Origin of the sequence: Yeosuana aromativorans (assembly GCF_014646655.1) — a bacterium.
GTDB classification, from domain to species: Bacteria; Bacteroidota; Bacteroidia; order Flavobacteriales; family Flavobacteriaceae; genus Yeosuana; species Yeosuana aromativorans.
Genome location: NZ_BMNR01000003.1, coordinates 469,022 through 483,710, shown reverse-complemented (window position 1 = coordinate 483,710; position 14,689 = coordinate 469,022). Strand labels below are relative to the sequence as shown.

9 protein-coding genes are annotated in these 14,689 nt (G+C 37.4%); all 9 read left to right on the top strand.

The window, feature by feature from the left end; translation table 11 throughout:
- Positions 1-171 precede the first annotated feature (171 nt).
- Positions 172-1,137, top strand: a complete 966-nt coding sequence (locus IEW94_RS09035) for a glycoside hydrolase family 130 protein (RefSeq protein ID WP_188652167.1) — start codon at positions 172-174, stop codon at positions 1,135-1,137.
- Positions 1,138-1,143: 6 nt separating this feature from the next.
- A complete protein-coding gene (locus IEW94_RS09030) occupies positions 1,144-2,217 on the top strand; it encodes a carbohydrate-binding family 9-like protein (protein WP_188652165.1) in 1,074 nt (357 codons plus the stop codon).
- Positions 2,218-2,224: 7 nt separating this feature from the next.
- On the top strand, positions 2,225-3,328 hold the full coding sequence (locus IEW94_RS09025) for a family 10 glycosylhydrolase (protein ID WP_188652163.1): 1,104 nt from the start codon (positions 2,225-2,227) through the stop codon (positions 3,326-3,328).
- Positions 3,329-3,338: 10 nt separating this feature from the next.
- A complete protein-coding gene (locus IEW94_RS09020) occupies positions 3,339-5,582 on the top strand; it encodes a GH92 family glycosyl hydrolase (protein ID WP_188652161.1) in 2,244 nt (747 codons plus the stop codon).
- A 10-nt stretch (positions 5,583-5,592) separates the two neighbouring features.
- Positions 5,593-6,609: a glycosylasparaginase gene (locus IEW94_RS09015; RefSeq protein ID WP_188652159.1), complete on the top strand. Its 1,017-nt coding sequence runs from the start codon at positions 5,593-5,595 to the stop codon at positions 6,607-6,609.
- A gap of 96 nt (positions 6,610-6,705) precedes the next feature.
- Positions 6,706-8,643, top strand: a complete 1,938-nt coding sequence (locus IEW94_RS09010; protein WP_188652157.1) for a beta-N-acetylhexosaminidase — start codon at positions 6,706-6,708, stop codon at positions 8,641-8,643.
- A gap of 46 nt (positions 8,644-8,689) precedes the next feature.
- Positions 8,690-11,011: a glycoside hydrolase family 20 protein gene (locus IEW94_RS09005; RefSeq protein ID WP_188652155.1), complete on the top strand. Its 2,322-nt coding sequence runs from the start codon at positions 8,690-8,692 to the stop codon at positions 11,009-11,011.
- A gap of 5 nt (positions 11,012-11,016) precedes the next feature.
- Positions 11,017-12,342 (top strand): alpha-L-fucosidase, encoded by a 1,326-nt coding sequence (locus IEW94_RS09000; RefSeq protein WP_188652153.1) that lies wholly within the window; start codon positions 11,017-11,019, stop codon positions 12,340-12,342.
- Positions 12,343-14,676: a GH92 family glycosyl hydrolase gene (locus tag IEW94_RS08995; RefSeq protein WP_262890516.1), complete on the top strand. Its 2,334-nt coding sequence runs from the start codon at positions 12,343-12,345 to the stop codon at positions 14,674-14,676.
- The last annotated feature ends 13 nt before the right edge of the window (positions 14,677-14,689 follow it).

Genomic DNA, 14,689 nt, shown 5'->3' with positions numbered 1-14,689 from the left:
TATATTTCTTTTAATTAGAGATTATCCAAAAACACTGGTTTCATTATTTGTTTTTTTGGTTACCTCAATCATTTTAAAATATACGTGGCTGGATAAGGTAAAAATGCTTCCAGATTAGCCAGTATAACCTAAATTTATAAAGAAAAATAAAAACAATTAAACAACAAAAAAGTGAGTAATATTCCTTGGCAAGATAAACCCAAAAACAGTAATGACGTCATGTGGCGGTATTCTGAAAATCCAATTATTGACAGATATGCTATACCATCTTCAAATAGTATTTTTAATAGTGCTGTGGTACCTTTTGGTGACGGGTTTGCGGGTGTTTTTAGATGTGATAACAAAGCGGTGCAGATGAATATTTTTGCAGGTTTTAGCAGTAATGGAATTGATTGGGAAATCAATCATGAACCTATTGTCATGCAAGCTGGTAATACAGATATGATAGATTCTGATTATAAATACGATCCGCGTGTTGTGTTTATTGAAGATCGCTATTGGATCACTTGGTGCAACGGTTATCACGGTCCAACAATTGGTATTGGCTACACATTTGATTTCAAGGAGTTTTTTCAGTGTGAAAACGCCTTTTTGCCTTTCAACAGAAATGGTGTGTTGTTTCCGCAGAAAATAAACGGAAAATATGCCATGTTAAGCAGACCAAGCGATAATGGACATACACCATTTGGTGATATTTACATTAGTTATAGTCCAGATATGAAATATTGGGGAGAACATCGTTGCGTTATGAAAGCGGCACCGTTTGAAGACAGTGCATGGCAATGTACCAAAATAGGGGCAGGCCCAATCCCAATTTTAACTGATGAAGGCTGGCTGATGTTATATCATGGTGTTATAACTACCTGTAACGGATTCCGTTATGCCATGGGTGCGGCTATCTTAGATGAAAATCAACCTGATAGAGTGAAGTACAGAACACAACCTTACTTATTGGGGCCAGCTGTTTCTTATGAGCAAAATGGTGATGTACCTAACGTGGTATTTCCATGTGCAGCCTTACATGATATAAAAGAAGATAAGCTAGTTGTATACTACGGCGCAGCAGATACGGTTGTTGCGATGGCTTTTGGAAAATTAAGTGAAGTCATTGAGTTCACAAAAAATAACAGTTTATAAATAAGCATGCAAAACAAGTTTAAGACAGTATTAATAGCAGTAAATTTAATATCCTTGTTTGGGTGTGCGCAATCAAACAAGGACATCACACCAAGAACGTATGTTGCGTATAATACTTCGGAAAAAATGATTATTGACGGTGATGATTCTGAAGTATCATGGAATAAAGCACAATGGTCAGATGCTTTTATTGATATAGAAGGCATAGAACAACCCAAATACAAGACACAAGTTAAAATGCTTTGGGATGACACCTATTTTTATATCCTAGCAAAACTGGAAGAACCTCATGTTTGGGCAACTTTAAAACAACGTGATACCATAATTTTTTACAACAACGATTTCGAGGTATTTATAGATCCGGATGGCGACACCTATAATTATTACGAATTAGAAATGAACGCATTAAATACCGTTTGGGATTTGTTTATCAATAAGCCATACAGAGAAGAAGGAAACGTAGTACTAAATGATTGGACATTAACAGGGTTAAAATCGGCAATAAAGATAAACGGCACCATCAATAATCCATCAGATACAGATGAAGGTTGGCAAGTAGAATTAGCCATTCCTTGGGCGGCTTACAAAACATCGTATTACCAAGATAATGTTCCTAGAGACCAATTTTGGAGAGTAGATTTCTCAAGAGTCAACTGGCAACATGACATAACAAATGGAAAATATACGCGCAAAAAAGACGAAAACGGAAAGTTTCTTCCAGAGTACAATTGGGTCTGGTCACCAATAGGCGTCATTAATATGCACGAACCAGAAAAATGGGGTTATGTGTATTTTTCTTCAAAAGAGGTAGGAAATAAAGATGTATTTACAATCCCAAAAGAAGAAAAGGTAAAATGGGAATTGTATAGTTTGTATAAAGCACAAAAAGCGTATTATAAAGATCACGAATCTTGGGCAACGTCATTGGACAGTATCTCAAAAGCATCTATTTCTGTTGATGATAAACCCTTAAAACCTATAATGGAAAATCACGCAACTGGATTCAATATTTCAATCAAGAGTCCTTTTTCAAATAAAACCCTAATCATTAAAGAAAATGGAAAAATCATATCAAAATAAGACTATTATGAAACTATCAAAATTAGTATTACTACTATTAGCAATTAGCCTATTTTCATGTGCTAATAAAGAAACAAAACCAACAACAAAAGAAGAAACAAAACCAGCCTTTAATTTTGGAGTGTGGACTACTGCAAACGCAAAAAAATCGAATGAAGATTATGTGGCTGAATTTCAAAAATATAAAAATGCAGGAATTGATGAGGTTTTAATAAATACCAATACAGACCCAGAACTTTTAAAACGATTGGTGCCTCTTGCGACTAATGCAGGTTTAAAAGTCCATGCTTGGATTATGACCATGAATAGACCCGGAGATTCTGTTGCTTTGCAGCATCCAGATTGGTATATGGTGAGTAGAAGCGGAAAATCATGTTTTGATGATCGCCCGTATGTAGATTACTATCAATGGTTATCTCCTAGTAATCCTGAAGCGCGGCAACATATTTATGATTTGCTGGAAGGCTTGGCAAAAGTAGATGGCGTTAAAAGTATTCATTTAGATTACATCCGGTATCCTGATGTGTTTTTGCCAGTGGGATTATTACCTAAGTACGACCTAGTTCAAAACACGGAATTACCAGATTTCGACTTTGATTATTCCGATGCCAGTGTTAATGCTTTTATTGAAAAATTTGGTAGAGACCCTAGAAAAATGGAACATCCTGAAATTGATATTGAATGGAAACAATTTCGTTTAAATCAAATTAGAAATGTTGTAAACCATGCTTATGAAATTGCTCATGAGCACGGTAAAATATTAACGGCTGCTGTATTCCCTTATCCAGAAATGGCCGATCATATGGTACGTCAACGTTGGGACAAATGGGACATTGACGAAGTATACCCCATGATTTATCATAACTTTTATAATGAAGGCTTGGATTGGATTGCCTTTGCCACAAAACAAGGAGTTTCCGATTTAAAAGCGAAAGAAACCAAGTTGAATACAGGTATTTATATTCCGGGGTTAGAGTCTAAAGAACAACTTAAAGAGGCCATTTTGTTAGCCAAGGAAAACGGCGCTAAAGGTGTTGCCTTTTTTGATGGAAACGCCTTGTCTGATGAGTATTTAAATACCATAAAAGAAACAAAAACTAGTTTAAAATAAAGAGGAGGTAATGGGTAAATATGGTTTTATATATTTAGTTTTTGTATCGCTATTATTTAATTGCGAGCAATCTAAAGATGTAAACCTAACTAATTTTACACATTACGTCAATCCGTTTATTGGAACAGATGGCCCTGGGAATACATATCCTGGGGCAACCGTTCCTTTTGGGATGGTACAATTAAGTCCAGATATTGGTATTCCCGGTTGGGACAGAATTGCAGGCTATTTTTATCAGGATTCGATTATTTCCGGATTTTCACATATGCATTTATCGGGTACCGGTGCAGGCGATTTGTATGATATTTTAGTGATGCCAACCAATAGTAGGTTTTCTAAACGGATAGCAGATAACAACTACAAGCCATTTTCCAGATTTTCCCATAATTCTGAACAAGCCTTACCAGGGTATTATAAAGTCAATTTATTGGATTATGGTATCAAGGCAGAGCTTACCACTACAGCAAGAACGGGTATTCATAAATATACCTTTCCAAAAGATAGCTTGTCACAAATTCATATCGATTTAGGTTATGCCTTAAATTGGGATGCACCAACAGATACCTATATTCATGTAGTGGACAGCACAACTATTGAAGGGTACAGAAAATCCACAGGTTGGGCTAGAGACCAACGTGTTTATTTTGCTATCAAATTATCAAAACCATTTAAATCGTACCAGATTTTTAAAAATGATACACTGGCAACAAATCCGGTTGAAGCTAAAAATTCAAAAATCATATTGAATTATACTACTACGGATGATGAAGTTATTATTTTAAAAACGGGACTTTCCACAGCATCAATAGAAGGCGCTTACAAATCTCTTGAAACAGAAGCACCCGATTTTAATTTTGAAGCCTACAAGGAAAAAGCAAACGCTATTTGGGAGAAGGAACTTCAAAAAATAAGGATTAAATCGTCTGATGACAATCAAAAGACCATCTTTTACACCATGCTCTATCAATCTATGTTGGCGCCCACTTTGTTAAGTGATTATAATGGTGAATACAAAGGCGCGAATGACAGCATTATGAATGCAGAGGGTTTTGATAGATATGATACCTTTTCACTATGGGACACGTATCGAGCGGCGCATCCATTATACACCATTATGCATCCAAAGCGCGTATCGGATATGATAAATTCCTTATTGTCACATTACAAGGAAACTGGGCTGTTGCCCGTTTGGTCCATGCAAGGGAACGAAACCAATATGATGATTGGTAATCATGCCATTCCAGTGATTGTAGATGCTTATTTTAAAGGCATTACAAACTTTGATGTTGCGTTGGCGTATCAAGCATGCAAAGAAAGCTCTATGGTTAATTCCAGACAATTGGACACTTATAAAACCTTAGGCTATGTTCCCGCTGATGAAGACAATGAAAACTGGTCGGTTTCAAAAACATTGGAGTGTGCTTATGACGATTGGTGCGTGGCCCAATTTGCAAAAGCACTGAATAAAACAGACGATTATAACTATTTTTTAAATCGTTCTGAGAATTGGCGAAACGTTTACGATTCAAAAAGTACATTCATGCGTCCCAAATTGGCGAATGGCCATTTTATAAAAGAATTCATCCCTAAAGAATACACCCCTTATTTCTGTGAAAGCAATGCGTGGCAATATGTTTGGTCGGTTCCTCAAAACATAGAAGGCTTAATACAAGCGGTTGGGGGCAACGATGCTTTTGAAAAAAAGTTGGACAGTATGTTTTCTTTAAATCCACTACCAGAAGACAAACTTCCCATATTCAGTACCGGAATGATAGGTCAATATGCTCATGGAAACGAGCCGAGTCATCATGTAGCCTATCTTTATGACTATATTAACAAGCCATGGAAAACCCAAAAATTGGTCAGGGACATTTTAAAGACCCAATATAAAAATGAACCCAATGGACTATGCGGTAATGAAGATTGCGGACAAATGTCATCTTGGTATGTCCTGAGTTCCTTAGGCATCTACCCCGTTAACCCGGCACAAGGGGTGTATGCTTTTGGGTCGCCGTTGTTTGATGAGGCTACCATTAATTTAGAGAACGGCAACACCTTTGTCATCAAATCAATCAACAACAGTAATGCCAATATCTATATACAATCTGTTAGCCTCAATGGAAAAGAAATAGATAGAAATTATATCACACATCAAGACATTTTACAAGGAGGCGACTTGGTTTTTACCATGGGAAATACTCCAAATAAAAACAGAAAAGCCAATATGGCTTTGTCCTCAAAAATCTATAATTAAAAACAATTCTATGTCAAACAGAAGAGATTTTATAAAAACAACCGCTTTAGGAACCATTGGAGTCAGTACACTGTTTAGTTGTAAAGACGTTGCTAAAAGCGAGTCAGAAGGCGCACCTGCTATCATAAACGCTCAAAAAAAACCATTGATTATTTCTACATGGAACCATGGCTTACCGGCCAATGAAGAAACTTGGAAACAATTAAAAGAGGGTAAACCCACCCTAGATGCCATTGAAGCAGGCATGAAAATCCCTGAAGCTGATCCTAAGATTAGAAGTGTTGGGTATGGTGGTTATCCTGATAGAGAAGGCAAAGTGACTTTAGATGCCTGTATCATGGACCATAACAGCGATTGCGGATCGGTTTGTTTTTTAGAAGGTATTATGCATCCTATCTCGGTAGCAAAACGGGTTTTAGAGAATACACCGCATGTCATGTTATCTGGTGAAGGCGCTTTGCAATTTGCTTTGGAAGAAGGATTTAAAAAAGAAAATCTATTAACGCCAGAATCTGAGGCAGACTGGAAAAAGTGGTTAGAAGAATCTAAATACAAACCCGTTATAAACATTGAAAACCATGATACCATCAGTATGTTGGTGATTGATGATGATGGCAACATTTCTGGGGGCTGTACCACCAGTGGAGCCGCTTGGAAAATGCATGGGCGAGTAGGTGATTCACCCATTATAGGAGCCGGGTTATTTTTAGATAACGAAGTTGGTGGAGCGGCCGCAACTGGTTTAGGCGAAGCGGTCATGAGAACGGCGGGAAGCGCTATGGTAGTTGAATTGATGCGTCATGGAAGAACACCTTTTGAGGCTTGTAAAGAAGTAGTGGAACGCATTTACAACAAACACAAAAACCACAAAGACATGGAGTATTTACAAGTTGGATTTATCGCCGTCAATAAACATGGTGAACATGCTGGTTATAGTTTGCGATCTGGATTTAACTATGCGGTTTACGATGACGAGAAAGGAAACAGAATGGAAGATGCCCAATTTAAAATGTCATGGGATAACTAGAGAACCTTAATCGTCTTGCTGTCAATGGCTAACCGCTCAATTTAAAATGAAAACATAGTACACTAAATTAAATAACATCAACTTTAAACTCATTACATGAAACTAGTACATCAAATTTTAATGGCGACTTTACTCACGGTTTTTTTCGCTTGCGAAAAACAAAAAATGTTTACAGAAAAGGATATCCAAATCATTCCTAAACCAGCAGAGTTAAAACTTTCAGAAGGTGCTTTTGAATTTTCTGAAGCCACCAAATTTGTGGTAGCCAATGATTTTCAGAAGGAAATCTCAAAAGCGTTGATTTCAAAATTTGAAAAGGCAGCAGGATGGAAACCTGAAGTTTCAGAGTTAGCTCCAAAAAGCAATTATGTACAATTTAATGTGGATGATAGTTTTGAAAACGAAGCCTACAAGCTAGATGTAAATAACGAAAGAATAACCATTACAGCTAAAGATAATTCCGGGTTTGCTTATGCGTTGGAAACCATCCGTCAATTACTACCTGTTGCTATTGAAAGTAATGATGTTGTTTCTAATACAGAGTGGATTATCCCTACTCTTGTCATAAAAGACCAGCCACGCTTTCAATATAGAGGATTGATGTTAGATGTGTCCCGTCACTTTTTTGGCACAGATTATATCAAAAAAACCATTGATCGTCTAGCCATGCTTAAAATGAATGTCTTGCATTTACATTTAGTGGACGACCAAGGATGGCGTATTGAAATTAAGAAATACCCAAAATTAACAGAAGTGGGTGCTTATAGAAACGGAACCATTGTTGGGCATTTTCCCGGCAGTGAAAATGACAATAAAAGAGATGGAGGCTTCTATACCCAAGAGCAAATAAAAGATATTGTTGCGTACGCTACCAAAAAAGGGATAACAATTGTTCCAGAAATTGAATTACCAGGCCATAGCAGTGCGGCCATTGCGGCCTATCCCTATTTGAGTTGTTTTCCTGATGAACCAACTGAGGTGCCAAATGGTATGATGTCTAAAAAATCTAAGGAGCAGCAAGAAAATGGACACCCCAAGATTGTCCAAGAATCATGGGGCATTTTTAAAGATATTTATTGCGCAGGTAAAGAAGACACATTCACATTTTTAGAAGATGTGTTAAGTGAAGTACTGCCATTATTCCCGTCAAAGTATATTCACGTTGGTGGTGATGAAGCTATAAAGCCTCATTGGAAAACGTGTCCCAATTGTCAAAAAAGAATGAAAGAAGAAGGTCTTAAGGATGAACATGAACTGCAAAGCTATTTTGTTGAAAGAATAGAGAAATTCGTCAATTCAAAAGGTAAAAAAATAATAGGCTGGGATGAAATATTGGAAGGTGGTCTGGCACCCCAAGCCACAGTAATGAGTTGGAGAGGGACCAAAGGAGGAATTGAGGCTGCAGAACAGGGGCATGACGTGATTATGACACCAGGAACCCATTGTTATTTTGATTATTACCAAGGCCCCCAAAACGAAGAACCTTTGGCCATTGGTGGTTATATTCCAATCAGTAAAGTCTATGAATTTGATCCGGTTGTAGACACCATGACGCCCAAAGAAGCCAAATTTGTTCTTGGAGGGCAAGCCAACCTTTGGTCGGAATACATACCCACAACGGAACAGTCTGAATATATGATTTTTCCAAGATTGACGGCTATGGCTGAAGCGTTATGGAGTCCAAAAGAATTAAGAGACTGGAATGATTTTTCAAATCGATTGGAAACCATGTTCAAGCGCTTCGATTATTTGGGAATAAACTATGCTAAAAGTATGTATTCAATAATTTCAAAAGAGACTGTAGACGCCAATAACAAGAAGGTTTATGTGTCGTTGAAAAGCGAATTACCAAATGCAGATATTCGTTATGTTTTGGGAGATAGTCCGTTAGATGAAACGGCTAAAAAATATACAGATTCAATAGAGATTAATGAGACTGCTATTTTAAAGGCATCCTTGTTTAAAGCCAATAAACCTATTGGCAAGACCATGATAGATACGATTGATTTTCAAAAGGTTTTTAGTAAAAATTAGTTAAGAACCATAATATCTTAAAAAATATCTCTTTAAAACAAATACAATGAAGACATTATATCAAATTTTAGTAGTTATTGCAGTTACGGTTTTCAGTTCCTGCGCCAAGCAGAAAGTGTTTACAGAAAAAGATATCCAAATAATTCCTAAACCGGCCGAGCTAAGCCTTTCAGAAGGCGTATTTGAGTTTTTAGAAAACACCAAGTTTGTGGTCGCTGACGACTTTCAAAAGGAAATTTCAAAGGCGTTGATTTCAAAATTTAAAAAAGCTTCGGGCTGGGAACCACAAATCACCAATACCGTTCCAAATAGCAATTATGTTCAATTTACTAAAGACGACACCTTAAAAGACGAAGCGTATCAACTAACAGTCAATAAAGACAATATCACCATTACTGCAAAAGATCATGCTGGATTTTTGTACGGGCTGGAAACCATCAGGCAATTGCTCCCTGTAGCGATTGAAAGTAACGATAAGGTTTCAAACACAGAATGGATAATTCCAGTAGTAACCATCAAAGACCAACCACGATTTCAATACAGAGGATTGATGTTGGATTTGTCCCGTCATTTTTTTAATGCAGATTACATCAAAAAAACCATTGATCGGTTAGCCATGCTTAAAATGAATGTCTTGCATTTGCATTTGGTAGATGACCAAGGATGGCGGATTGAGATAAAAAAATATCCAAAATTAACCGAAGTAGGTGCTTGGAGAGTAGACCAAGAAAATAAACATTGGAATGCAAGAGAGGCCGTAGACGCCAACCAAAAGGGAACCTATGGCGGGTTCTTGACACAAGAGGATTTGAAAGACATCGTAGCTTATGGCCAAACAAAAAATGTGGAGATCATCCCAGAAATAGAAATGCCCGCACATGTAAGTTCTGCAATTGCCGCTTATCCAGAGCTATCGTGTTTTAACCATCGCATAGGGGTGCCTTCTGGAGGCGTTTGGCCAATAACTGATATTTATTGTGCTGGAAAGGACAGTACGTTTAAGTTTTTGGAAGATGTTCTTGATGAAGTGATGGCTATCTTTCCTTCAAAATACATTCATATAGGCGGTGATGAAGCCACTAAAACCAATTGGAAAACCTGCCCATATTGTCAAAAAAGAATCAAAACAGAGGGATTGAAAAATGTAGAGGAACTGCAAAGTTATTTTGTAAAGCGTATTGAAAAATATATCAATTCAAAGGGCAAAAAATTAATTGGATGGGATGAAATTTTAGAAGGCGGTTTGGCACCCGAAGCAACCGTAATGAGTTGGAGAGGGACCGCAGGAGGTATTGAAGCCTCTGAACAAGGGCATGACGTCATCATGACGCCTGGGACACATTGCTATTTTGACCATTATCAAGGACCACAAAATGAAGAACCTTTGGCCATTGGTGGCTATACGCCATTAAGTAAAGTGTATGAATTTGACCCTGTTGTAGATTCCATGAGTCCTGAAGAAGCAAAACACGTTTTGGGAGGCCAAGCCAATCTTTGGGCAGAATACATTCCAACAACCACACACTCAGAATATATGATCTTTCCCAGATTGGCGGCCATGTCTGAGACTTTATGGAGCCCCAAGGAACTGCGCAACTGGGATGATTTTTCATCTCGAATAAAATCCATGTTCAAACGCTATGATTATTTGGGAGTAAACTATGCAAAAAGTGCCTATTTAGTAACCGCTGACACCAAAGTTGATTTAGCCAACAAAACGATTCATTTAACATTGCAAAATGAATTTCCAAATACCGATATTAGATATGTTTTGGGCGATAAAAACTTAGAAGAAACAGCCATAAAATATAAGGACCCAATAGAACTTAAAGAAACCACTATAATAAAAGCGTCTTTATTTGAAGACAATAAGCCTATTGGCAAAATTTTTACAGACACCATTACATTCCATAAAGCGGTTGCACACAACGTAAATTATACCATCCCTTACAGTAGCAGTTATCAAGGTGCCGGTAGTTTTAATTTAGTGAACACACTAAGAGGTACAAAAAACTTCCATGACGGGCAATGGCAGGGATGGCTGGATAGCGATATGGAAGTTGTTATAGATTTAGAAAACGAAACCTCCATTAGCAGTGTTACCGTTGGATGTATGGAAAACCAAGGGCCTGGCATTTATTTCCCTACACATCTAAAGGTTTTGGTATCTGAAGATGGAGTTAATTACAGTGAGGTTGGAAAACTTGAACGTCCATATGCAGATAATTCCCAAGCTGTTTTAAAAGACTTTAAAATTAGTTTTTCAGAACGAAAAGTCAGGTACGTTAAGGTAAAAGCGTCTCATTTAAAAGAAGGTAAAAATGGCGGAGGCGTTTGGTTGTTTGTAGATGAAATACTAGTCAATTAATAGGAATGAAGTATTTAAAGATCATATTGATTTTATGTTTTCTGACAATACATCAAGTGGTTGGTCAGGAAAAAGAATTGTCAAAAGACCAACGCCTGGCTTGGTTTAAAGATGCCAAATTGGGAATCTTTATCCATTGGGGCATTTATGCTGTTAATGGGATTGACGAATCCTGGTCTTTTCATAATGGTTACATTTCCTATGATGATTATATGAAACAATTAGATGGGTTTACCGCTACAAATTATAACCCAGAATATTGGGCAGAACTCATCAAGGAAAGTGGGGCAAAATATACAGTGATCACCACAAAACATCACGACGGTGTTGCCCTCTGGGACACCAAATATAGCGACTTAAATGTGGTTGACAAAACCCCAGCAAAACGAGATGTATTAACGTCTTTTGTAAAAGCTGCTCGAAGTGAAGGCTTAAAAGTGGGGTTGTATTATTCATTACTTGATTGGTCACATCCAGATTATCCTAATTTTTTGAGGGATAAAAAACGATATACCGATGATGCGAAACGATGGGCAAAATTCACCAAATTTAATTTCGGACAAATAGAAGAGTTAACAAAGTTCAATCCTGATTTATATTGGTTTGATGGTGACTGGGAACAATCGGCCGAAACATGGAAGGCTAAAGAAATCCGTGATTTATTATTAGAAAAAACACCAACAACCATTATCAATTCAAGGTTGCAGGGCTATGGTGATTATGCTACACCAGAGCAAGGCATCCCCATAACAAAACCAGACAGCAAGTATTGGGAGTTGTGTATGACTATGAATAATTCCTGGGGCTATCAACCCAACGACACAAATTACAAATCAGTCAATCAAATCATTCGCATTTTGGTTGATTGTATTAGTATGGGCGGAAATTTACTGTTGGATATCGGCCCCAAACCCGATGGTATCATTCCGCAAGAACAAATAGATATTTTAAAAGGTCTTGGCCGATGGACCAACAAGCATAAAAGTGCTATTTATGGTACGCGTGCGGGCATTCCTTTTGGTCATTTTAACGGGTATACGGCTTTATCAAAGGATAAAACGATTTTGTATTTGTATGTAGATAATAAGCCTAATGGGCCATTATTAATAAAAGGCCTGAAAAACAAAGTAAACAGGGCTTGGGTAGTAGGTAATGGCACAAAATTAAAAACTAATGTCGTTGGAAAATTATATTGGAGCGATGTGCCCGGGTTATTGTATATTGATGTGCCAGAAGACGTTCAAGACCAAGACGTGACCGTAATCGCCATGCAATTGGATGGAGAAGTTGATTTATACAGAGAAAAGGGACAAGTAATAGAAAGCAATTAAATGAAAAGCTTAGACAACAAGATTAAATTATTAGTGTGTTTTATGGCATTGATTAACATGTCATGTAATCAAGTAAAAGAAAAATCCAATGAGAATAGTATGGTACAAAATACTGATTTGGTGGATTTTGTAAATCCGTTGATGGGTACCAATTCCGATTATAGCTTATCAAACGGAAACACCTATCCGGTTATTGCAACACCTTGGGCAATGAATTTCTGGACACCCATGACCTCTAAAATGGGAGATGGTTGGACTTACAAATATGATTCAAATAAAATCAGAGGGATTAAACAAACACACCAACCCAGTCCGTGGATTAATGATTATGCAGCTTTTTCGCTAATGGCCGTTACGGGGGATTTAAAATTTCAGGAAGACGAACGCGAATCGTGGTTTTCACATAAAGCTGAAATTGTAAAGCCCTATCATTATTCGGTGTATTTGGCCGATTATGATGTGACCGCTGAGGTCGTTCCAACCGAAAGGGCTTCTCAATTTAAGTTTACCTTTCCTAAATCTGAAAACTCATATATTCTTCTGGATGCCTTTTTTAAAGGGTCTATGGTTAAAATCATTCCTGAAGAACGTAAAATTATAGGCTATTGTAGAAACAATAGCGGTGGGGTTCCTGATAATTTCCATAACTATTTTGTAGCCGAGTTTGACAAGGATTTTGAAATAACGGATACATGGACTGATGGATGGAAATTAATGGAGAATTCAACAAGCAGCGAAGGAGATCATGTGGGGGCCATCATTGGGTTTAAGACAAAAAAAGGAGAAGTAGTTCATGTTAAAGTGGCGTCATCATTTATTAGCCCTGAGCAAGCAGTATTAAATTTAAATAGAGAAATTGGAATCGACACATTTGAACAAACTAAAGAAAAAGCCAAACAAGCTTGGGAAAAGGAATTGAATAGAATTCAAATAGAAGATGATAATATAGACCATATCAGAACTTTTTATTCATGTTTATATCGTGTTCTGTTGTTTCCGAGAAAATTCTATGAGTTTGACAAGAACAATGAAGTAGTACACTACAGCCCCTATAACGGAAAGGTTCTTCCAGGCTACATGTTTACCGACAATGGCTTTTGGGACACGTTTAGAGCCGTCTATCCATTTTTTAATATGATGTACCCAGATTTGAACAGTCATATCATGGAAGGTTTGGCAAACGCATATAAAGAATCTGGTTGGTTGCCAGAATGGGCCAGTCCTGGGCATAGAGATTGTATGATTGGCTCAAACTCAGCACCCATCATTGTGGATGCCTTTTTAAAAGGGAATGTTAAAGAAAAAGACGTCAATGTGTTGTTTGAAGCTATTTTAAAAAACGCAACGGTTGAAGCTAGACGGCCCGTAAAATCTGTTGGTCGCGAAGGTTTAAATTATTACAACACCTTAGGTTATGTACCATACAATGTGGGCATTAATGAAAACGTGGCACGGACTTTAGAATATGCCTATGCTGATTTTACCATTGCAGAAATGGCTGAAAAACTCGGAAAAACAGAAATAGCAGATAAATATTTCAAGCAATCCATGAACTATAAGAATGTGTTTGATTCTTCAACAAATTTAATGCGTGGTAAAAATGAAGATGGCAGTTTTCAAACACCGTTTAATCCTTTAAAATGGGGTGATGCATTTACCGAGGGTAATAGCCTGCATTACACATGGTCTGTGTTTCAAGATGTCCAAGGGTTGATAGATTTAATGGGAGGCAAAAAACAATTTGCTTCAAAACTAGATGAGGTTTTTGAAATGCCACCCACATTTGATGATTCTTATTATGGGCAAACCATCCATGAAATCAGGGAAATGCAAGTGGTAAATATGGGAAACTATGCGCATGGCAATCAACCCATTCAGCACATGATTTATTTGTACGATTATGCTGGGGAACCCTATAAAGCACAAGAAAAAATACGGGAAGTGCTTACCAAATTGTACGCTGCCACACCAGACGGTTATTGTGGGGATGAAGATAACGGACAAACCTCGGCTTGGTATGTGTTCAGTGCGTTGGGCTTTTATCCGGTTACCCCTGGGGTTAATCAGTATGTTATAGGAAGCCCATTGTTTAAACAGGCGACACTTCATTTAGAAAACGGAAAGACGTTTGAAATTAAAGCCAGTAATAATTCAAAAGATAATTTTTATATAGAGTCGGCAAGTTTAAACGGAAAGCCCTATTCAAATAGCTTTTTGAGATATGAGGCTATTCAAAATGGAGGAACATTAGAATTTCAGATGGGAAATGTTCCTAACAAAAATTGGGCGAGTGCCCCAGAGGATGCGCCTTATTCTTTGAGCAATTTTAAATAAATAACGCATAATT

What these genes read in the sequence shown, in the direction of transcription:
- IEW94_RS09005 (WP_188652155.1), top strand. Translation starts at nt 8,690, where the DNA reads ATGAAGACATTATATCAAATTTTAGTAGTTATTGCAGTTACGGTTTTC.
- IEW94_RS09010 (WP_188652157.1), top strand. Translation starts at nt 6,706, where the DNA reads ATGAAACTAGTACATCAAATTTTAATGGCGACTTTACTCACGGTTTTT.
- IEW94_RS09025 (WP_188652163.1), top strand. Translation starts at nt 2,225, where the DNA reads ATGAAACTATCAAAATTAGTATTACTACTATTAGCAATTAGCCTATTT.
- IEW94_RS08995 (WP_262890516.1), top strand. Translation starts at nt 12,343, where the DNA reads ATGAAAAGCTTAGACAACAAGATTAAATTATTAGTGTGTTTTATGGCA.
- IEW94_RS09020 (WP_188652161.1), top strand. Translation starts at nt 3,339, where the DNA reads ATGGGTAAATATGGTTTTATATATTTAGTTTTTGTATCGCTATTATTT.
- IEW94_RS09015 (WP_188652159.1), top strand. Translation starts at nt 5,593, where the DNA reads ATGTCAAACAGAAGAGATTTTATAAAAACAACCGCTTTAGGAACCATT.
- IEW94_RS09030 (WP_188652165.1), top strand. Translation starts at nt 1,144, where the DNA reads ATGCAAAACAAGTTTAAGACAGTATTAATAGCAGTAAATTTAATATCC.
- IEW94_RS09000 (WP_188652153.1), top strand. Translation starts at nt 11,017, where the DNA reads ATGAAGTATTTAAAGATCATATTGATTTTATGTTTTCTGACAATACAT.